Annotated in this window: 26 protein-coding genes; 11 read left to right on the forward strand and 15 right to left on the reverse strand. The window is 54.9% G+C overall.

Annotated elements, in window-relative coordinates; translation table 11 throughout:
- Window positions 1-47 precede the first annotated feature (47 nt).
- Window positions 48-275: a YceK/YidQ family lipoprotein gene (locus ACQG2G_RS08040; RefSeq protein WP_013097162.1), complete on the forward strand. Its 228-nt coding sequence runs from the start codon at window positions 48-50 to the stop codon at window positions 273-275.
- A 6-nt stretch (window positions 276-281) separates the two neighbouring features.
- Here the strand turns inward: ACQG2G_RS08040 and ACQG2G_RS08045 are convergent, their stop codons facing one another.
- From ACQG2G_RS08045 to ACQG2G_RS08055, 3 genes are all read right to left on the reverse strand, one after another.
- Window positions 282-656 carry a MysB family protein gene (locus ACQG2G_RS08045; RefSeq protein WP_014831418.1) on the reverse strand — a complete coding sequence of 125 codons (375 nt, stop codon included), beginning with the start codon at window positions 654-656 and terminating at the stop codon, window positions 282-284.
- Window positions 657-753: 97 nt separating this feature from the next.
- The gene (mdtG, locus tag ACQG2G_RS08050; RefSeq protein WP_028027946.1) at window positions 754-1971 is read right to left on the reverse strand and encodes a multidrug efflux MFS transporter MdtG; all 1218 of its coding nucleotides are present in this window, start codon (window positions 1969-1971) and stop codon (window positions 754-756) included.
- A gap of 142 nt (window positions 1972-2113) precedes the next feature.
- Window positions 2114-3040: a Kdo(2)-lipid IV(A) acyltransferase gene (locus ACQG2G_RS08055; protein WP_020689625.1), complete on the reverse strand. Its 927-nt coding sequence runs from the start codon at window positions 3038-3040 to the stop codon at window positions 2114-2116.
- A gap of 223 nt (window positions 3041-3263) precedes the next feature.
- Between ACQG2G_RS08055 and ACQG2G_RS08060 the strand changes: the two genes are divergently transcribed.
- Complete coding sequence (locus ACQG2G_RS08060) at window positions 3264-4313, forward strand: rhodanese-related sulfurtransferase (protein WP_013097157.1); 1050 nt, start codon at window positions 3264-3266, stop codon at window positions 4311-4313.
- Window positions 4314-4354: 41 nt separating this feature from the next.
- Here the strand turns inward: ACQG2G_RS08060 and ACQG2G_RS08065 are convergent, their stop codons facing one another.
- The 9 genes from ACQG2G_RS08065 to mdtH all read right to left on the reverse strand — a co-directional run bounded on the left by ACQG2G_RS08065 (window position 4355) and on the right by mdtH (window position 11161).
- Window positions 4355-4933 (reverse strand): YceI family protein, encoded by a 579-nt coding sequence (locus ACQG2G_RS08065; RefSeq protein WP_013097156.1) that lies wholly within the window; start codon window positions 4931-4933, stop codon window positions 4355-4357.
- Window position 4934: 1 nt separating this feature from the next.
- Window positions 4935-5501, reverse strand: coding sequence for a cytochrome b (locus ACQG2G_RS08070; RefSeq protein ID WP_028027945.1), 567 nt, complete (start codon window positions 5499-5501; stop codon window positions 4935-4937).
- A 218-nt stretch (window positions 5502-5719) separates the two neighbouring features.
- The gene (locus ACQG2G_RS08075; RefSeq protein ID WP_020689623.1) at window positions 5720-5833 is read right to left on the reverse strand and encodes a YceO family protein; all 114 of its coding nucleotides are present in this window, start codon (window positions 5831-5833) and stop codon (window positions 5720-5722) included.
- Between the two features lie 56 nt (window positions 5834-5889).
- Window positions 5890-7008, reverse strand: coding sequence for an N-methyl-L-tryptophan oxidase (gene solA / locus ACQG2G_RS08080; protein ID WP_348595879.1), 1119 nt, complete (start codon window positions 7006-7008; stop codon window positions 5890-5892).
- A 241-nt stretch (window positions 7009-7249) separates the two neighbouring features.
- A complete protein-coding gene (bssS, locus tag ACQG2G_RS08085; protein WP_008500827.1) occupies window positions 7250-7504 on the reverse strand; it encodes a biofilm formation regulator BssS in 255 nt (84 codons plus the stop codon).
- A gap of 272 nt (window positions 7505-7776) precedes the next feature.
- Window positions 7777-8022, reverse strand: a complete 246-nt coding sequence (gene dinI / locus ACQG2G_RS08090; protein ID WP_013097151.1) for a DNA damage-inducible protein I — start codon at window positions 8020-8022, stop codon at window positions 7777-7779.
- A 74-nt stretch (window positions 8023-8096) separates the two neighbouring features.
- Window positions 8097-9143, reverse strand: a complete 1047-nt coding sequence (gene pyrC, locus ACQG2G_RS08095) for a dihydroorotase (protein ID WP_058680544.1) — start codon at window positions 9141-9143, stop codon at window positions 8097-8099.
- 127 nt (window positions 9144-9270) lie between these two features.
- Window positions 9271-9831: a lipoprotein gene (locus ACQG2G_RS08100; RefSeq protein WP_061772085.1), complete on the reverse strand. Its 561-nt coding sequence runs from the start codon at window positions 9829-9831 to the stop codon at window positions 9271-9273.
- A gap of 121 nt (window positions 9832-9952) precedes the next feature.
- Window positions 9953-11161, reverse strand: coding sequence for a multidrug efflux MFS transporter MdtH (gene mdtH / locus ACQG2G_RS08105; RefSeq protein ID WP_023620180.1), 1209 nt, complete (start codon window positions 11159-11161; stop codon window positions 9953-9955).
- 236 nt (window positions 11162-11397) lie between these two features.
- Between mdtH and rimJ the strand changes: the two genes are divergently transcribed.
- From rimJ to murJ, 4 genes are all read left to right on the forward strand, one after another.
- Entirely contained in the window at window positions 11398-11982 is a 585-nt protein-coding gene (gene rimJ, locus ACQG2G_RS08110; RefSeq protein ID WP_013097146.1) for a ribosomal protein S5-alanine N-acetyltransferase, read from the forward strand.
- 9 nt (window positions 11983-11991) lie between these two features.
- A complete protein-coding gene (locus ACQG2G_RS08115) occupies window positions 11992-12642 on the forward strand; it encodes a YceH family protein (RefSeq protein WP_013097145.1) in 651 nt (216 codons plus the stop codon).
- A gap of 2 nt (window positions 12643-12644) precedes the next feature.
- Window positions 12645-13568 (forward strand): Gfo/Idh/MocA family oxidoreductase, encoded by a 924-nt coding sequence (locus ACQG2G_RS08120; protein ID WP_348595878.1) that lies wholly within the window; start codon window positions 12645-12647, stop codon window positions 13566-13568.
- Between the two features lie 129 nt (window positions 13569-13697).
- Complete coding sequence (gene murJ / locus ACQG2G_RS08125; protein ID WP_061772084.1) at window positions 13698-15233, forward strand: murein biosynthesis integral membrane protein MurJ; 1536 nt, start codon at window positions 13698-13700, stop codon at window positions 15231-15233.
- A 59-nt stretch (window positions 15234-15292) separates the two neighbouring features.
- Here murJ and flgN read toward each other — a convergent pair whose 3' ends face one another.
- From flgN to flgA, 3 genes are all read right to left on the reverse strand, one after another.
- A complete protein-coding gene (gene flgN / locus ACQG2G_RS08130) occupies window positions 15293-15718 on the reverse strand; it encodes a flagella biosynthesis chaperone FlgN (protein ID WP_028027944.1) in 426 nt (141 codons plus the stop codon).
- A gap of 4 nt (window positions 15719-15722) precedes the next feature.
- A complete protein-coding gene (flgM, locus tag ACQG2G_RS08135) occupies window positions 15723-16016 on the reverse strand; it encodes a flagellar biosynthesis anti-sigma factor FlgM (RefSeq protein WP_013097141.1) in 294 nt (97 codons plus the stop codon).
- A gap of 93 nt (window positions 16017-16109) precedes the next feature.
- On the reverse strand, window positions 16110-16766 hold the full coding sequence (flgA, locus tag ACQG2G_RS08140) for a flagellar basal body P-ring formation chaperone FlgA (protein ID WP_013097140.1): 657 nt from the start codon (window positions 16764-16766) through the stop codon (window positions 16110-16112).
- 157 nt (window positions 16767-16923) lie between these two features.
- Between flgA and flgB the strand changes: the two genes are divergently transcribed.
- The 5 genes from flgB to ACQG2G_RS08165 are packed head-to-tail and all read left to right on the forward strand — an operon-like array spanning window position 16924 to window position 20481.
- A complete protein-coding gene (gene flgB / locus ACQG2G_RS08145; RefSeq protein ID WP_061771821.1) occupies window positions 16924-17343 on the forward strand; it encodes a flagellar basal body rod protein FlgB in 420 nt (139 codons plus the stop codon).
- Window positions 17344-17748 (forward strand): flagellar basal body rod protein FlgC, encoded by a 405-nt coding sequence (gene flgC, locus ACQG2G_RS08150; RefSeq protein WP_013097138.1) that lies wholly within the window; start codon window positions 17344-17346, stop codon window positions 17746-17748.
- A gap of 11 nt (window positions 17749-17759) precedes the next feature.
- Entirely contained in the window at window positions 17760-18470 is a 711-nt protein-coding gene (gene flgD / locus ACQG2G_RS08155) for a flagellar hook assembly protein FlgD (RefSeq protein ID WP_020689616.1), read from the forward strand.
- A 26-nt stretch (window positions 18471-18496) separates the two neighbouring features.
- Complete coding sequence (gene flgE, locus ACQG2G_RS08160; protein ID WP_058684526.1) at window positions 18497-19705, forward strand: flagellar hook protein FlgE; 1209 nt, start codon at window positions 18497-18499, stop codon at window positions 19703-19705.
- Window positions 19706-19725: 20 nt separating this feature from the next.
- On the forward strand, window positions 19726-20481 hold the full coding sequence (locus ACQG2G_RS08165; RefSeq protein WP_013097135.1) for a flagellar basal body rod protein FlgF: 756 nt from the start codon (window positions 19726-19728) through the stop codon (window positions 20479-20481).
- Window positions 20482-20489 lie beyond the last annotated feature (8 nt).

A 20489-nucleotide genomic window follows, 5' to 3' on the forward strand; every position in this document is an offset into this window, starting at 1 on the left:
CAGATAAAATACCGGCTTAAACGCCGGTATTTTTTTAGAGGTAACGGATGAAAATAATCATCGTCGTCATGATGGCATGTCTGCTGAGCGGCTGCGGCAGCATCATCAGTCGCACCATTCCGGGGCAGGGCCACGGGAATCAGTACTATCCGGGCGTGAAATGGGATGTCCGGGATTCCGCATGGCGCTACCTGACGGTGCTCGATCTGCCGTTCTCGCTGATTTTCGATACGCTGTTGTTGCCCATCGATGCCAGCCACGGCCCCTATGAGTAGCGGGAATTAACGCTCGTCCCATTCGTCAGCTGCGGTTTGACCTTCTTCCGTATCCAGCGGTGGCTCGAGCTGAAATTCACCCTCATCCCACTCGTGCAGGGTGTTCTCTTCCAGCCACTCCTGACGCAACTCAATTTCGTCATAGTCACCATCAAAGACGGCCTGAGCTCCTTCACCGCTCAGGATCGGCAAACATTCGCCTTCTTCACCTTCGTCAGCAAAGAATTCGGCCTGCCACATAATATCTCCGTCCTGAAGGACATACTTTTGGATGTTGAGTTGTTGCACGTCCGCATCTTCTTCATCAACGCCGGGGTTATCGGCGAGGAACTCTTCACGAGCGGCATCAATAGCTTCTTCCAGCGTGGCGTACATGGTCATTGGTGTCTCCCTGTTTTCCAGAAGGTTTCAGGGAAAGAATAGCTGAATATCTGATTCTGCAAGTATGAATGCGAAAATAAGCCGTCACGTATTTGTCTTATTCCGCCACCGGCCGTAATGTCCGGGATAAACTGAACCACGAGTAAACCGCATTAAACAGTACTACGCCCGCCGTGACGATAAACACGGCGCGAAAACCGAAGCTGGCGGAGATCCCGGCCCCCACCAGCGGGCCGGTAACGTTGCCGATGTCGCGAAATGACTGGTTGTAGCTGAAGATACGCCCGGCGATCTGGTTCGTAGAGTTGTAAACCAGCAGGGTCTGGACGGCGGGCAGTAACGCCCCGTCGGCGGCACCCAGCAAAAAGCGCAGAACGCCCAGCTGCCAGGGTGATTGCACCATCGACATGGGAATGAGCAGCAGCACGGAGATCACCAGCGCACAAATCAGGATCTTTTCCGGGCCGACGCGGTCTCCCAGTTTCCCTAACCTCGGGGCGCTAAGCAGCGCCGCCACGCCGGGTACGGATGCAATCAGCCCGCTGATAAACGCAATGTTGCTCACGTTACCTGCCAGATCGCGAACGTACAGCGTCAGAATAGGGGCAATCGAACCGGTCGCGACCTGAATAATCAGGGTCGTCACGAACAGGCTCAGTACCAGTCTGGGGTTTTTGAGTGAAGCCAGCACATCCCGTGCGTGGAGCATCTCTTTTTTGGCGACGGGGGTGAAGTTTTCACGAATGCAGATCAGCGTAACGATAAAGCAGAGGAACAACACGCTGGCAGTAATGAAAAACACCGGGCGCAGGCCATAGCTGTCCGCCAGCAAGCCCCCCGCCAGAGGCCCCAGCAAGGCGCCGCTGACGCCTCCGGTTGAGAGCGTCCCGAGCGCCCAGCCGCTTTTATGACGCGGGATCTGGGTGGCGATCAGCGCATTCGCGTTGGGAATAAATCCTCCCAGCAGGCCAAGTAGCGCGCGCAAAATCAGAAACTGCCAGACGTTCTGCGCCACACCCATTAACGCCATGATGATGGCCATTCCCAGCGCCGAGCGCAGCAGCATGATTTTACGCCCTTTACGGTCGGCAAGGCCGCCCCAGAACGGCGAAGCAATGGCGGAGAAGAGGAAAGTGATGCTGAACACCAGACCAGACCACATATTGAGCGCACTGTGGCCCGTCACGCCCAGTTGTTCAACGTACAGGGGCAGAAAGGGCATCACGAGGCTAAACGCCGCGCCGGTAAGAAAACAGCCAAGCCAGGCAACCGTAAGGTTACGTTTCCAGTTTATGGGGGCATCTGAGGGTGACATAACAATCCGCATAATGAGGTGCAGCGCACCGTAAGGCATGAAGTAATAAGCCTGCTAATTATGCGCCTGGGTTATGATTGCCGCAATGAGGGAGAGCTTTTAAAGCTAAAACAGGGAGCGGCCCAAAGGGCCGCAGGGGGAATTAATAGCGGGACGGCGTACCTTCTGGCCGCGTTTTAAAGCGGCGGTGCAGCCACATGTACTGCTCCGGTGCGAGCATAATGCATTTCTCGACAATGCCGTTCATCCAGCGTGCGGTGGTTTCAGCATCATCCAGTGGAGGCGCCAGTTCGGGCTCCAGCATAATCAATTCGTAACCCGAACCATCCGGTTTGCGGCGCGGAACAAAAGGGACGATGGCGGCTTTGGACATGCGTGCCAGCATCCAGGTGCCCGTGGTGGTGGCCGCCTCTTCAACGGCAAAGAACGGAACAAATACGCTGGATTGCGGGCCGTAGTCGTGATCGGGGGCATACCAGACCACTTCACCTGATTTGAGGGCGCGGATCATACCCTTCAGATCCTTACGGTCGATCATGCTTTTGTTGGACCGCATACGGCCATTGGTCTGGATCAGATCAATAACCGGGTTGTCGTTTGGACGATAAACCCCAATGCCGGGCGCCTGCATACCGAACATACGGGCGCCGATTTCCAGGGTCAGAAAATGTACGCCAATCAGCAGCACGCCCGTCTGATTCGCCTGCAGCGAATGTACCGGCTCCATCCCCGTACCGGCAACGACGCTCCAGCGCGCCATGCGTTTGTCTGGCCAGAACCACGCCATTCCTGTTTCCATCAGCCCCATGCCGACAGACTCGAAATTCCTGGTCACCATGTCATGACGTTCAGCCTCGCTCATGTCCGGGAAGCACAGTTCAAGGTTGCGGTAGGCGATTCTGGCGCGACGCTTCATAAACATTTGCGCAAGACGACCCAGGCTTTTGCCCAGACGGAAAATAACCGGGTAGGGGAGTTGGACCAGAAGCCATAAAAAGCCAATGCCAAGCCAGGTCAACCAATAGCGAGGATGCAAAAGGGTGACGGTAAATTTCGGTAATTGGGTCATGTCGGTCCTGTTTTCTAACGTCCTGAAGGTCTTAGTGTCTCATTTTTTACTACATAGCCAAAATGTCTGATGTCGAAACGCGCGCTAATGCAGCAAATGTTATGACGCATAGTTCAGGCTGACAGAAATGTAGCGTAAATTGTGTGGATGTAAATTGTTATTGTTTGCTATATGATGCCGACCGATTTTCCTTTCTCAATAACGATTGCAGGACTTGTACACCATGCCAGTGTTACACAACCGCGTATCGAATGAGATGTTGAAAGCGCGTATGTTGGCTGAAACCGAACCGCGCACGACCATCTCATTCTATAAATACTTCACGATCAACGATCCGCAAGCGACCCGCGATGAGCTCTATAAAGCCTTCACCGCGCTGAACGTCTTTGGGCGCGTCTATCTGGCGCGTGAAGGTATCAACGCCCAGATCAGCATCCCGGAAAGCAACGTGAGCGCCTTCCGCGATTTTCTTTACGGCTTCGATCCGGCGCTGAACGGCTTACGCCTGAACATCGCCCTGGACGATGACGGTAAATCATTCTGGGTGCTGCGTATGAAAGTGCGTGAGCGCATCGTGGCAGACGGCATTGACGACCCGGCCTTCAACCCGGCCGACGTGGGGGAATACCTGAAGGCGGCGGAAGTCAATGCGATGCTTGATGACCCTGACGCGGTATTCATCGATATGCGTAACCACTACGAATATGAAGTGGGCCATTTCGAGAACGCAATGGAAATCCCGGCCGACACCTTCCGCGAGCAACTGCCGAAAGCGGTTGAGATGATGCAGGAACATAAAGATAAGAAAATCGTTATGTACTGCACCGGCGGTATTCGCTGCGAAAAAGCCAGCGCGTGGATGAAACATAACGGATTTAATAAGGTCTGGCATATCGAAGGCGGTATCATCGAGTATGCCCGCCGTGCCCGTGAGCAGGGGTTACCGGTGCGTTTTATCGGTAAAAACTTTGTCTTTGACGAGCGAATGGGTGAGCGTATTTCAGAAGACGTGATTGCCCATTGCCACCAGTGCGGCGCACCGTGCGATACCCACACCAACTGCAAAAATGACGGTTGTCATCTGCTGTTTATTCAGTGCCCGGCGTGCGCAGAGAAATTTAACGGCTGCTGTAGCGAACTGTGCAGTGAAGAGAGCATGCTGCCGGAAGAGGAGCAGCGCCGCCGTCGTGCGGGACGTGAAAACGGCAATAAGATTTTTAATAAATCCCGTGGCCGCCTGAATACCAAACTGGGTATTCCTGACCCGGAATGATAATGACGCCCGGCAACGTCAAACCCTGCCGGGCGTGTTTATTATGCCTTCTGCTGAACACCTTCAACGGAAATAATCAGTTCTACGTCCTGAGACGCCGGACCCAAATCCGTGGTGATATTAAAATCTTTCAGATGAATTTTCCCTGCGGCTTCAAAACCTGCGCGTTTGCCACCCCACGGATCGTCACCCTGGCCGAGTAATTTGGCTTCCAGGGTCACCGGTTTCGTGACGCCATTGAGCGTGAGATTACCGGTAATATTCAGCTTCTCACCTTCTTTCTTCACCTCGGTCGACGTAAAGGTCGCCTGTGGGAATTTTGATACATTCAGGAATTCCGCACTACGCAAATGTTTATCGCGCTCTGCATGGTTGGTGTCGACGCTATTCGTATTAATGGTCACATTGACCTTATCGGCGGCAGGATTTTTATCGTCAAAGGTGAATGTGCCGTCAAAATCTTTAAAGGTACCGTACAGCCAGCTATAACCGAGGTGCTGAATACGGAAATTGACGAAAGCATGCTGGCCTTCTTTATCAATTTTATAATCAGCCGCCACGGCAGAACCGGTGGTGAATAACAGAGAACCTAATGCGATACCCAGCAGGTGTTTTTTCATTTTATGCTCCAGAGTCAACTGACGAACGGCCAAGCATGCGCTTTAACGTATCGTCTTTATCGATGAAATGGTGTTTAAGGGCGGCAAGCCCGTGCAGGACAGACAGGATCACCACGCTCCACGCGAGCCAGAGATGCACCACGCCTGCGGTATCGGCCTGAACCCCTGCGTCAGAGAGCGTGGCCGGAACCTCAAACAGGCCAAAGACGTTAATCGGCTTGCCGTCTGCAGTGGAAATGAGATACCCGCTAATCAGAATGGCGAACAGCAGGATATAGAGCGTAACGTGCGCGGCAACCGCGCTGACACGCGTTAATTTACTGTGGGTTTTGGGCGCGGCGGGCGGCGGGGAAATGTGACGCCAGATCACGCGAATAACCAACGTCATCATCAGCAGGATGCCGATGCTTTTATGCAGTTCTGGTGCCTGGTGATACCAGCCATCGTAATAACTGAGCGTCACCATCCACAGACCCAGTCCGAACATTGCATAAACGGTAAGAGCAACTATCCAGTGTAAACACATGGATATTATTCCGTAGCGCTGAGAGGAGTTACGCAATTGCATCAGAATGACCATTCGAAGAAAAACAGAATAGTAAAAATGAACGGGAATAAATGATATTGCAACTGAAATAATTGAATATAGATTTTTATTTTATTTATTTCAGCGGTTTTGAAAATGATCCGCAAATGTAATTCAATCGCTTCGTGCAAGGCGGAATAAGCAGCAAGCAAAAGATTAAGCTAACCTAAAGTAATGTCAGTAATTGTCAGCTTCACTTTTCAGTAAAATACAATGTAAATAATATCAATGAGTGCCAGCAGCACCCATAATAAAATATAGAGCATAAAATGCTCACGAATGTTATTGATAAGAAAGCCAACGATCCTGCGCATAATGTCCCGTTTTCAGTCTGGAAAACGGGTTCCGGACGTCCGAAACCCGCGGCGGATTATCTGCTAAAACGCGAAAGTGAGAAGGGGGTGAGATCAAACTGCGGTGCGATCCCCTGGGCAAACTGCGCAGCGATCTCGCCCAGCACGGAGGCGAACTTAAAGCCATGACCGCTGAGGCCGGTGATGAGTAGCGTGTTGTCATGCCCCGGCAGGGTATCAATGATGAAGTCTTCGTCCGGCGTGTTGTCGTAGGTGCAGGCAGCACCATACAGTAAGCCGCCTACGCCCGGCAGGATATTGCGCAGGAAGGTAAACGCTTCGGATCCGTCCTGTGGGTATGCACCGAACGGTTTACGCTCTTCAGGGGAGGAGATCGCCTGCCCGCCATTGTGTTTTCCGATTTTGAGCGCGTCTTTCTCAGACGGGAAGCCGTAAAACTGATCGCCGTTCGGTAACTCCCCGGTAAATGCCGGGAATTTATTCTGTGCACTGTAACGGCCATCCGACTGGAACCAGGAGAAGACCTTGCGCACCGGCTGAACAGGCAGATCGGGCAGCAGACGGGTGACCCAGGTACCTGCGCTAATCAGCAGACGGGACGCTGAATATTCTCCGTCCGCAGTGGTGACCGTAACGCCGTCAGCGTGATGAGTGAGGGATTCCACCGGACAGTTGAAGAGCTGAGCGCAGCCCGCTTTTTCCGCAAGATCGATCCAGGTTTTGATGGCCGTTTCACTGTGTAAGACCCCGGAGTTGGCTTCAAACAGGCCGATATAATCGTCCGGGACGGCGATCTCTGGCCAACGGGCCATGATGCCTGCCGCGTCCAGCTTCTCCACATCAAGATTAAACGCTTTCGAACTCTGTTCAACGTTGGCCAGAAAATCAGAGCGGGCAGGGCCCAGGTTGATGATGCCCGTGCGTTCGAAAATGCGTTCTTCCGTCAGCTTCGCCAGTTCATCCCATAGCGTCTGGGCGCGGAGCACCAGCGGAACATAGCGCTCGCCTTCACCATAGGCGTGGCGAATAAGCCGGGTGTCGCCATGATGGCTGCCCTCTGCATGGGGAGGACGGTGGGCATCGATCATCAGGACCTTCAGACCCGCTTGCGTTGCGTAATAACCGGCGGCAGACCCCACGGATCCGCTACCAATAATGATTAAGTCGTATCTCATATCCATCTCTCGAACTTACGCTTTGTTAGCAGAGTAATTAACTATACCCGTCATACTTCAAGTTGCAGGTGCGTTGGCCGCACTCGTTCACCCCAGTCACTTACTGGAGTAAGCTCCTGGGGATTCACTCCCTTGCCGCCTTCCTGCAACTCGAATTATTTAGGGTATATGCGGGCTGACACAAGGGAGAAATAAATAAGGCACCCGGAGGGTGCCTGTTGAGCGAAGCATAGGTATAAACCTAGTGCCGTTTATACTCATTTTCCTGATAGTCGCCAGATTCTATTTTGGCAATACCTGCCTCTAAAATAGAAATAAACTGACGGGCGACGTCTGTTGTAAGCCACAGCGTCTGTCCAACTTCCGCTTCTTCACGGTTGAGTTGATTCGGGGTCTGGTAGTGCAAACGCAGCATCAGCGCATCGTAGCTATCTACGGTACTGATATCCCAGCCAACAAGCGGATGGGTCTGGATGACTTCGCTATTCTTTTCCATTATAACCCCCTTAATGCGTGTTAGAAGACAACGGCTCCGAGGTTCAATGCATGTTTTTCTGAAAGCATCTTCAGTATACAAGTAATAAGGGTTCGCAAGGGAAAAATAAACAGTTGGCAACACATTTTTCTGCTTTTTAGGATTGTTCGAACAATAAAACACCACCTTGTTCACGATTTTTAAATTTGTTGCCGAATTAATTTGAACGAACCGGATTTCAGACGAAAAAAAGCCGGGGCGACCCGGCAAAAAAGAACAATGAGGGAGCAAGATTAATCTGTGATGAACCAGTCGTCGGCGCTTTCCCAGGTTTCCTGCAGGATTTCGCTGATACGGTCTTTATCTTCTTTCGCGCCGCCAATGACGGAGAGGTTGTTTGCCGCCGCATAACGAACCGTTACGGCACCAGCGTTGTCAGGGAAAGTACTGTTAATACGGCGGGATAATTCACCGGCCAGCGCATCAAGCGCGCCAGCAGGCAGAACGGTTGTTTTGGCTATGGTGACTTCAATACGCATAAATGCCCCCTGTGTAATATACTGTTTATTTATACAGGTATATTATGGATTTGACAACAAGGGGCACTGTTTTTTTAGCGTTTTACCGTCCAGTTGACGGTTTCACCGGCAAGGAATGGGATGAGCGTGTCATCCGTCAGCGGAATGGCCTCGTCCACGCGGCTCTCTTTACGCTCCAGTTCAATGTACGTTTCGTTGACCGGCAGCCCGTAGAAGCGTGGTCCATTGAGCGAGCAGAACGCTTCAAAATGCTGCAGGGCATTCATCTCTTCAAACACGGTGGCGTAGCTGGCGAGTGCGGTAGGGGCGTTAAAGCAGCCTGCGCAACCGCAGCTGGCCTCTTTGCGGTGGCGTGCATGAGGCGCGGAGTCCGTGCCGAGGAAGGCGCGGGAGAAACCGCTGGCAACGAGTTCACGCAGCGCCTGCTGATGAACGTTACGCTTCAGGATAGGCAGGCAATAGAGATGCGGACGAACGCCGCCAACCAGCATGTGGTTGCGGTTAAACATCAGGTGCTGTGGCGTGATGGTGGCGGCAATCAGTTCATTGCCATCGCGGACATACTCTGCGGCATCTTTGGTGGTGATGTGTTCAAACACCACTTTAAGCGCAGGAAGACGCTGGCGCAGCGGCTCCATTACGGTTTCGATAAAGCGGGCTTCACGGTCGAAGATATCAATGTCGGCGTGGGTCACTTCACCGTGTACCAGCAGCGGCATGCCCAGTTTTTGCATGCGTTCCAGAACCGGCATGATGGCGTCAATACTGGTGACACCGTGGCTGGAGTTGGTGGTAGCGTTAGCCGGGTAGAGTTTCGCCGCGGTGAACACGCCTTCGTTAAAGCCGCGTTCCACTTCATTCGGATCGAGGGTGTCGGTCAGATAGCAGGTCATCAGCGGGGTGAAATCATGTCCTGCCGGCACGGCATCAAGAATGCGCTGGCGATAAGCCATAGCGGCATCAACGGTGGTGACTGGTGGAACCAGGTTAGGCATGACAATCGCGCGGCCATAAATTTCGCTGGTATACGGTACGACGGTTTTCAGCATATCGCCATCACGCAGATGGATATGCCAGTCGTCAGGGCGGCGGATTTTAAGAACCTGGGGTTGTGCAGTCATGGAAGCTCCGGCTTGTCAGGAATCAGTCATTAGGATGGCTGTTTTTGCCGGACACAAATCATAAGCGGAAACGTTTTCGTTTGCACACTTTTCCGTAAAAAAAAGGGCGCTTTTGCGCCCCTTCAGGTTAATCGGTGAATGGAATAACGATCTCTCCCGGTTTCACCTCGATGCCTTTGGCATATTTTTTCGCCAGCGCCTCACCCTTGCTCTTGTCTTCACTTAAGACATAGGCCGGCTGCTGGTTAAAGTAGTTGCGCAGGGACTGGTTCAGGTAGGGCATCAGGGTCTGCATCACCGGTTTCATCTTGTCCGGCGTGACGTCCGCGTCTACCACTTCCATCTCCTGCAGGAAGATGGCCCCTTTCTCTTTGTTAAAGACCGGCAGCGCCTTGAGCTTCAGCTTAATGTTGGCTTTCTGGTTACCGAAGAGAGAGGTCATAACGAGATTGGCATCCCCGGCGAGAGTGACTTTATTCGGCTCTTCGCGCCCAATCTGGCTGGTGAGGTTGCTGAGGACGATATGCGCATCGGCAAGCCCCGGCACACCAATGTCTTTTGAAAAGTTATTATGTTTTTCCAGCGCCTGATTAATTTCCTGCTCACTGACGGTGTATTGCGTAAGCTGGTTACAACCTACCAGCAGGCCGCTGACAATGAATGCGGCGGCAATGACAATTTTTTTCATAGTGTTCCTCAACGAAAAATCGGCGCTACTGTCCTGTTACGCCAGTATGTCAGGGTGAAATAGCGGAAACCAGCAGAAAAAACTGATAATGGCGCCGGGAGAGGCCCCGCCGCAGGGAATATTATGCCCCAGGTTCGAGCATGCCGCTCGCGCTGCGCTTCTGGCTGAATTGCCACCACAGTGCAAGGAGCGTCATAAAGCCGACCACGCCGAGCATGACCCAGGGCAGTTCCGGCTGGCTTAGGGCTTTTCCGGCATCGAACAGCCAGCCGCCGCCGGCGTAACCCAATGCACCGCCAAAGGCCAGCCCCAGGCGGCTGAACCCCATATAGCTGCCGCGAGCGCGCGCGTCGGCAAGCGAGGCGCTCAGCGTTTCACGAGCCGGTTCGGCAATAATGGAGCCGATATAGAAGGTGCAAATCAGCGTAAACAGTTGCTGGAGCGAGTTCACCAGCCCGATGGGCATCATGCTGAGCGTCATCAATAACAGCCCGGCCATCAGGCGATGCTCCAGGCGAAAACGCCGTTCGCTCCAGCGGGCGATCGGGTAGAGCAGGGTCAGAGAGAGGCAGGCTTCTATGGCGTACATCCATTTCACGGCGGCCGGGGTGCCCGCAATGTCGTTTACCATGATCGGCAGCATCAGCATGACCTGAACGGCCAGCATGTAATACCCCGTCAGGGTCAGCACGTACGTAACAAAGCGTTTGTCTCGCAGCACGCGGCCAAGACCTTCGCGTACCGGGGCTTTGACCGTCGACAGTTTCCATGCCGGCAGAAACAGGGCATTAAAGAGCGCGCACAGAATAAAGAGCAGCGCACCCGCCGCGCAGACCAGACGGAAGTCATACTGCAACAGCCAGCTTCCCAGCAGGGCGCCAATCACCGCCCCGGCACTGTCCTGCATCATCAAAATTGAGAAGAAGCGTCCCCGGTGCTGCGGACGAATGAGTTTAACCACCAGCGCGGTGCGCGGCGGGTCAAACAGGGTGCCACCGATACCGGAGAGGAAGCAGGAAAACCACAGCAGCCACGGCTCCTGGGCAATTGCCATGGTGGCGAAGCCTGCCGCGCGTAGCAGCATGCCCGTCACGATCATCGGTTTGGCACCAAAGCGGTCGGCGATGGCGCCACCAAACACGCCCAGACCCTGCTGGACAAACTGGCGTAACCCGAGCGCGATACCGACCATCAGTGCCGCCCAGCCCATTTGATCGACAAAACGGATCGAGATGAGGGGAAACACAACAAAAAAGCCGAGCACGACCAGCATGTTATCGACTAGCAGGAAATATTTACCCAGGCTCCTGGCCTGTGATACGCGGGACATTTTCCCTCCAGGGAAAACAGGATGGTGAGCACGCTAACATTCTGCGGTGTCGCCACGTTTTTTCCCACCCCCGCGCGTGACAATATTTTTTTATCAAAAGAGCGCTTTGATAGAGAGTTCTCATCGAAAAATGTGAAAAGAGGTCAAAATGGTATGTCACTGTTTTCACAGACGGCACAGGCGCAGGTATAGTAAAGCTAATGGGTAAGCAGAAGTGACGGGAAGGAGTGGTATCGATGTTTGGCTATCGCAGTAATGTGCCAAAAGTGCGTCTGACAACGGACAGGCTGGTTGTTCGTCTGGTGCACGAGCGTGATGCCTGGCGTCTGGCGGATTATTACGCCGAGAATCGCCAGTTTTTAAAACCCTGGGAACCCGTTCGGGATGAGAGCCACTGCTACCCTTCCGGCTGGCAGGCGCGCCTCAGCATGATTGCAGAATTCCACAAGCAGGGAAGCGCGTTCTATTTCGCGCTGCTGGATCCGGAGGAAAAAGAGATCATCGGCATTGCCAACTTTTCCAACGTGGTGCGCGGATCGTTTCACGCCTGCTACCTCGGCTACTCCATCGGCCAGAAATGGCAAGGGCAGGGGCTGATGTATGAGGCGCTAACGGTGGCGATCCGTTATATGCAGCGCACTCAACATATCCATCGCATTATGGCGAACTACATGCCACACAATCAGCGCAGCGGTAATTTGCTCGCGCGGTTGGGGTTTGAGAAAGAGGGGTACGCCAAAGATTATCTGCTGATAGACGGAGAGTGGCGCGACCACGTACTGACAGCATTAACCACCCGGGACTGGACGGCAGGCCGCTAAGGAGAAGAGATGAAATATCAGTTAAGCGCAACAGAAGCGCGTGTGATTGGCTGCCTGCTGGAAAAACAGGTCACCACGCCGGAACAGTATCCGCTCTCCGTCAATGCCGTGACGATGGCGTGTAACCAGAAAACCAACCGTGAGCCGGTGATGAATCTCGGCGAACATGAGGTGCAGGATATTCTCGATGAGCTGGTTAAACGCCATTACCTGCGCACGGTCAGCGGTTTCGGTAACCGCGTGACCAAGTACGAGCAGCGGTTTTGCAATTCTGAGTTCGGCGATCTGAAGCTGAGTGCCGCCGAGGTGGCGGTGATCACCACGCTGTTACTGCGCGGCGCGCAAACACCCGGTGAACTGCGCACCCGGGCCTCCCGCATGCATGAGTTCGCCGATATGCAGGAGGTTGAGCAGACCCTGGATGGGCTTGCCACCCGCGAGGATGGCCCTTACGTGGTACGTCTGGCGCGTGAGCCGGGGAAACGTGAAAGCCGCTATATGCACCTGTTTAGCGGTGAGGTTGATACGTCAACGGTGTTAGCAGATTCGGCTGCCCCCGCCGCGCATGACAGCCTCGCAGCACGCGTAGAGGCGCTGGAGGAAGAGGTGGCCGGGCTGAAACAACGCCTGGATGCATTGCTGGCACATTTAGGAGACTGACGGTGAAAAAATTACGCGTTGGCGTGGTAGGGCTGGGCGGTATTGCGCAAAAGGCCTGGCTGCCTGTGCTGGGGGCCGCGACGGACTGGACGCTGCAAGGGGCGTGGTCACCTACCCGCGAGAAGGCCGAGCGGATCTGCGAAACCTGGCGCATGCCGTATGCGGCATCGCTTCAGGATCTGGCGCGCGACTGCGATGCGGTCTTTGTGCACACCTCTACCGCCACCCATTATCAGGTGGTCAGCGAATTACTGAATGCCGGGGTCCACGTTTGTGTGGATAAACCCCTGGCGGAAAACATTCAGGATGCCGAACGGCTGATTGAACTCGCTGCGCGCAAAAAACTGACGCTGATGGTGGGCTTCAATCGCCGTTTTGCGCCGCTTTACCAGCAGTTGAAGGCCAAGTCTGGTGGGCTCGCGTCCCTGCGAATGGATAAGCATCGTACCGACAGCGTCGGACCGAACGATCTGCGCTTTACTCTTCTGGATGATTACCTGCACGTGGTAGATACGGCGCTCTGGCTAACCAACGGGCAAGCCCAGCTTAAAAGCGGCACCCTGTTGACCAACGATCAGGGCCAGATGGTTTACGCTGAGCACCATTTTGCTCTTGAGCATCTGCAGGTCACCACCAGCATGCATCGCCGGGCCGGCAGTCAGCGGGAGTCTGTGCAGGCGGTCACTGAGGGTGCCCTCTATGATATTACCGACATGCGCGAATGGCGCGAAGAGAAAGGCAGCGGCGTGGTCACGCTACCGGCGCCTGGCTGGCAAAGCACCCTCGAGCAGCGCGGCTTTGACGGATGCGCCCGCCACTTTATCGCCTGTGTGCAAAATCAGACGGTTCCGGAAACGTCCGGTGAGCAGGCCATCATGGCACAACGCATTGTTGAGCGGCTCTGGCGAGAGGCCATGAGCGAATAATTCTCTGTAACATCTGCCGATAGTAATTCCCTTAAATCCGGGTAGACTAAGCGCCGTTTGTTGGTTTCAATGGGTGGCGCTTTCGCTTACCCGTCCTGGAAATCCGTAGGGTTGTGGGAATTCTCATTAATGAACTTATTAAAATCGCTGGCGGCAGTCAGCTCGATGACCATGTTTTCCCGCGTGCTGGGTTTTGCGCGCGATGCGATTGTGGCAAGAGTATTTGGTGCAGGGATGGCAACGGACGCCTTTTTCGTCGCGTTCAAATTGCCGAATTTATTGCGTCGCATTTTTGCCGAGGGGGCATTTTCCCAGGCATTCGTTCCTATCCTGGCGGAATATAAAAGCAAGCAGGGTGAAGACGCCACGCGCGTGTTTGTCGCTTACGTTTCAGGTCTCCTGACGCTGGCCCTGGCGATCGTAACGGTACTCGGGATGCTGGCTGCGCCCTGGGTGATTATGGTGACGGCACCCGGCTTTGCGGACTCGGCAGATAAATTTGCCCTGACATCTCAACTGCTGCGTATTACCTTTCCTTATATCCTGCTGATCTCCCTGGCCTCGCTGGTGGGGGCAATCCTCAATACCTGGAACCGCTTCTCCGTTCCGGCCTTTGCGCCAACCTTCCTTAACATCAGCATGATTGGCTTTGCGCTGTTCGCCGCGCCCCATTTCAACCCGCCGGTGCTGGCGCTGGCCTGGGCGGTGACGGCGGGCGGCGTGTTGCAACTGGCGTATCAGCTGCCGCATCTGAAGAAAATCGGCATGCTGGTTCTGCCGCGAATTAATTTCCGTGACGCCGGTGCGATGCGCGTGATTAAGCAGATGGGGCCTGCCATTCTCGGGGTTTCGGTTAGCCAGATCTCGCTTATCATCAACACTATCTTCGCCTCTTTCCTCAAATCCGGTTCCGTTTCGTGGATGTACTACGCGGACCGTTTGATGGAGTTTCCCTCCGGGGTGTTGGGGGTGGCGCTGGGGACCATTCTCCTGCCGTCGCTGTCGAAAAGTTTTGCCAGCGGAAACCATGACGAATATTGCCGTCTGATGGACTGGGGGCTGCGTCTCTGCTTCCTGCTGGCGCTGCCGAGTGCGGTGGCGCTGGGGATCCTCGCGCAGCCGCTGACCGTTTCCCTGTTCCAGTACGGCAAATTCACCGCTTTTGACGCGTCGATGACGCAGCAGGCGCTGATTGCCTACTCGGTGGGGCTGATGGGGCTGATCGTCGTTAAAGTGCTGGCACCAGGGTTCTACTCGCGCCAGGACATCAAAACGCCGGTGAAAATTGCCATTGTGACGCTGATTATGACTCAGCTGATGAACCTGGCCTTTATTGGCCCGCTGAAGCACGCCGGTCTGGCCTTGTCTATTGGTCTTGCGGCCTGTCTCAACGCCGGGCTGTTGTACTGGCAGTTGCGTAAGCAGGATATCTTCACGCCGCAGCCGGGCTGGAAAAGCTTCTTTATGCGTCTGATTGTTGCGGTGCTGGTTATGGCAGCGGCGTTGCTTGGCATGCTGCATGTCATGCCGGAATGGTCGCAGGGCACCATGCTTTACCGTCTGATGCGGCTGATGGCCGTTGTGGGTGTAGGGGTTGTGGCCTACTTTGCGACGCTCGCGGTTCTGGGCTTCAAAGTGAAAGAGTTTGCCCGCCGTACCGCATAAACGCCAAAAGGGGAGTTCACCTTAGGGTGCTCCCCGCTGCCTGATTTGTCGCCTGGGCTTCAAATCGAAATCTTTTTCCCGCCCGTGACACGTGCCGTTGATGTTTGACCATCCGCACCGTACAGCCCGGGCTCTTTATGCGGCTTTAACACCTCAAGCGCTTGCTGATTACGCTCAATCTGGCCTTCCAGCAGCCAGCCGTTGTGCTGATTGAGATGGCGCAGATGCTGGGTTTTTTCTGTAATGGTCTGCCAGCGTTCTACAATATCGTCATTCGCACTGCGCTTAGGATCTTGCTCAGCGCGACGCTGTTGTTCCAGATAATCCAGCGTCGCCAGAAGCGAACTTTTATCTTCCGTAATACGCTGCAACGCGCTGCCGTTGATCTGACCGGAAGAGAGGTGCTGTTGCTCCGCGTCCATGACCGTTTTCAGGTCGTTCAGGACAACCGTCATTTGATCCAGTATTTCTGACAGTCGACTCATACGGTTAGTTACTCTGTAAGAAACTCTGTGCTTCCTGAATCAGGGCGTCAGCAATTTTGCTGGTATCCATCTTCAGCTCACCATTACGAATAGCCGTTTTCAGCGCTTCCACGCGTTCCATATTGATATCGCTGCTGCCTGGCTGCATCAGTTTTGCCTGAGCATCGCTCAGGGTGACGCTGGTGCTGTTGGACGTTGACGGTTTTTCCACACGCGTTTTCTGCGGCGTGGCGTCATTCGTTTCGCGAGGCTGTACAGCGCTTACCGGCTTCAGGGCTGATGTACGATCAATGCTCATAGTGTTGTCCTCATCGAGGGTTCGCGGCGTTGGCGCCTGACATCATCATTAGTTGATTATTTATCGGCAGTCGCAGCGATTTCTTTAAAAAGATTATAGGTTAATCAGAATATTCCCATCAGAATCGACGGTTCCGCTAACCACCTGGCCTGAGGACATCCTGACGCGGGCATTTTGCGCCACCGCGGCATTGTTTAATGCCTTCCCTTCACTGTTTATCTGAAAACCATCGCCGTTGGCCACCACCATCACCTGCTGACCCGCTTTAACCCGCCATGCCTGACGCAGCATGGAGAGCTGTATCGGCTGGCCTGGCGCGACATCACGCAGGCTGACGGCATCTTGTGCCTGGTTAATGTCAAGCATGGTGCGCGGCGGAAGCTGATCCAGACGACCGCGTTTCAGAGTCACGCTGCTGGCGTGCAACATGCTGCCGCGAGCAATGGGAACGGCGGCCACAACATAATTGCCCGTCGCCTGTACCGCAACCTGTAAATAGCGTTTTTCACCCGGACAGCGCGCCAGCACGTTCACGTTCCCCCACAGTTTTGTGGTGCCCGTTACGCTGAACGACGGCTGCTCACAGGAGGGATAGAGATTAGGTGGCGTGCGCACGGTGACGTTGACTTCGTCGCTAAAGCCCGCCAGTTGCTGAGCAAAGAAAGCCGTCAGTTGATCCTGTACTTCAGCCTGTACCAGGGGGCTGAAAAGCAGGGCCGTAGCCACCAGGCCGCGTTTTAACGTTTGCATCGCACATTCCACCGTTACCCGAATTGAGAGGATTCTACCTGCAGTGGTTTTGCATCAACGGAATAAATAGCGACGCATTTTGCGCTTATTCCGTCGATAGGGGTGACGGGGTGAGATTTAAGCTGTGAACTGAAATTTTGCCATCAGCGGAGGAGACATGCTCGATAAACTCGACGCCGCGTTACGTTTTCAGCAGGAAGCGCTCAATTTACGCGCCCAGCGGCAGGAGATTTTAGCCGCCAATATTGCCAACGCCGATACGCCAGGGTATCAGGCGCGCGATATTGATTTTTCCAGTGAGCTTAAAAAAGTGATGGAGCGTGGACGTGCAGAAGGGAGCGGTGTCGCGCTCGCTCTGACCTCCTCACGCCATATTCCTGCTCAGGCGATGACGGCGCCCACGACCGATTTACTTTATCGCATTCCCGACCAGCCTTCACTCGACGGTAACACCGTGGATATGGACCGGGAGCGTACGCAGTTTGCCGATAACAGCCTGAAATACCAGATGGGCCTGACCGTACTCGGCGGACAGATCAAAAGCATGATGAACGTCCTGCAGGGGGGCAACGGATAAATGGCCTTGCTGAATATTTTCGATATCGCCGGCTCGGCGTTAACCGCGCAGTCCAAGCGCCTGAACGTGGCTGCCAGTAACCTGGCGAACGCCGACAGCGTGACCGGACCTGACGGACAGCCTTATCGTGCAAAGCAGGTGGTGTTCCAGGTGGATGCTGCACCAGGCGCGGCGACGGGCGGGGTGAAAGTCTCTGACGTGGTGGAAAGCCAGGCACCGGACAAGCTGGTGTATGAGCCCGGCAACCCGCTGGCGGATGCGAACGGCTACGTGAAAATGCCAAACGTGGATGTGGTGGGGGAGATGGTGAACTCCATGTCCGCCTCACGTAGCTACCAGGCAAACGTCGAAGTGCTTAATACCGTGAAGAGCATGATGCTCAAAACCCTCACTCTCGGCCAGTAAAGGAGACATGCATGTCCATCGCCGTTAATGTGAATGATCCAACGAACTCGGGCGTCAGTGGCGCCAAAAGTTCGACGGGTTCCAGCTCCCTGACGGGAAGTAACGCCTCCGATCTGCAAAGCAGCTTTCTGACGCTGCTGGTGGCACAGCTGAAGAACCAGGATCCCACCAACCCCATGCAGAACAACGAACTGACCACGCAGCTTGCGCAGATCAGTACCGTCAGCGGCATTGAGAAACTCAATACCACCCTCGGCTCTGTTTCCGGGCAAATTGATAACAGCCAGTCCCTGCAGGCTGCGAGCCTGATTGGTCACGGGGTGATGATCCCGGGCACCACGATCCTGGCGGGCACCAGCACCACCGAAGGCAACACGACCACCACCACCACGCCGTTTGGCGTTGAGCTGCAGCAGGCGGCCGACAAAGTCACCGCGACGATCACCGACGCTACCGGCGCCGTGGTTCGCACGATTGATATCGGCGAACTGAAGGCGGGCGTTCATACCTTTACCTGGGATGGCAGCCTGACCGACGGCACCAAAGCGCCAAACGGTTCTTACAAAGTGGCAATCAGTGCCAGCAATGGCTCTACCCAGCTGGTGGCTCAGCCGCTGCAGTTTGCGCTGGTCCAGGGCGTCATTAAAGGTAGCGATGGCAACAAACTGGATTTGGGTACTTCTGGTACCACCACACTCGACGAAGTTCGGCAGATTATCTAAGCCTTAACACTTATCAGGAGTAAGTCATGGCCTTTTCTCAAGCGGTCAGCGGCCTGAATGCTGCGGCCACCAACCTGGACGTCATTGGCAACAACATCGCCAACTCCGCGACCTATGGTTTTAAATCCGGTTCTGCTTCATTTGCAGATATGTTTGCCGGTTCCAAAGTGGGTCTGGGCGTAAAAGTTGCAGGCATTACCCAGGACTTTACCGACGGCACCACCACCAATACCGGTCGTGGCCTGGACGTTGCCATCAGCCAGAACGGTTTCTTCCGTATGGTCGATGCTAACGGCTCGGTGTTCTACAGCCGTAACGGCCAGTTCAAGCTGGACGAAAACCGTAACCTGGTGAACATGCAGGGGATGCAATTAACCGGTTATCCGGTTGCCGGGACGCCATCAACGGTTCAGACCGGTGCGAACCCACAGCCTATCAATATCCCGACCACGCTGATGGCCGCGAAGGCCACCACCACGGCTTCCCAGCAGATTAACCTCAACTCCACCGATACCGCACCGACCACCGCCTTTGATCCGGCCAACCCGGATACCTACAACAAAAAAGGTACGGTCACCGTCTTTGACAGTCAGGGTAATGCGCACAACATGAACCTGTTTTACGTCAAAGATGCGACCCCGGCTAACTCCTGGAAAGTGTATGCCCAGGACGGTAGCGTGGCAGGCAGCACGGCCTCTCTCGCCACGACGCTGACCTTCAACAACAACGGTACGCTGATCGGCGGTGGCAACATCAACCTGACTACCGAGACCATTCCTGGTGCTACGCCTGCGACCTTCGCCATGAGTTTTGCGAACTCCATGCAGCAGAACACCGGTGCGAACAACATCGTTGGAACCAGCCAGAATGGTTTTAAACCGGGCGACCTGGTGAGCTACCAGATCAACGACGACGGCACCGTGGTCGGTAACTACTCCAACGAACAGACCCAGGTTCTGGGCCAGATCGTGCTGGCAAACTTCGCCAACAACGAAGGTCTGAAGTCTGAAGGTGACAACGTCTGGTCTGCCACGCAGTCCTCCGGCGTCGCGCTGCTGGGTACCGCGGGTTCCGGTAACTTCGGTACGCTGACCAACGGTGCGCTGGAAGCCTCTAACGTCGACCTGAGTAAAGAGCTGGTGAACATGATTGTCGCGCAACGTAACTATCAGTCGAACGCGCAGACCATCAAGACCCAGGATCAGATCCTCAACACGCTGGTTAACCTGCGTTAAGCGGCTAACAGGAAAGCGCAATGGATCACGCAATATATACCGCGATGGGCGCGGCAAGTCAGACGCTCAATCAGCAGGCCGTTACCGCCAGCAACCTGGCGAACGCCTCTACGCCGGGGTTCCGCGCACAGCTCAATGCGCTGCGTGCGGTGCCGGTAGAAGGGTTGTCCCTGCCGACGCGTACGCTGGTGACCGCCTCCACGCCGGGTGCAGACATGACGCCAGGGCAGATGGATTACACCGCCCGTCCGCTGGATGTTGCTCTGCAGCAGGACGGCTGGCTGGCCGTGCAAACGGCAGACGGCGGCGAAGGCTATACCCGCAACGGTAATATCCAGGTCAGTGCCACAGGCCAGTTGACGATTCAGGGGCACCCGGTAATGGGTGAAGCGGGTCCGTTGACGGTGCCGGAAGGCTCAGAGCTGACCATCGCCGCAGACGGTACCATCTCCGCGTTGAACCCCGGCGACCCGGCCAATACCGTTGCGCCCGTCGGGCGTCTGAAGCTGGTCAAAGCGGATGGCAAAGAGGTGCAGCGTGGTGATGACGGTATGTTCCGTCTGACCCAGGCGGCTCAGGCCACCCGTGGCGCCACGCTTCAGGCCGACCCGACCATTCGCGTGATGTCCGGTGTTCTGGAAGGCAGCAACGTCAAGCCGGTCGAAGCCATGACCGACATGATCGCCAGCGCCCGTCGTTTTGAAATGCAGATGAAGATTATCAGCAGCGTTGATGAAAACGCGGGCAAAGCTAACCAACTTCTGGCTATGAGTTAACAGGACTC

Origin of the sequence: Enterobacter cloacae complex sp. 382A5, from assembly GCF_050031095.1 — a bacterium.
GTDB lineage: Bacteria > Pseudomonadota > Gammaproteobacteria > Enterobacterales > Enterobacteriaceae > Enterobacter > Enterobacter cloacae.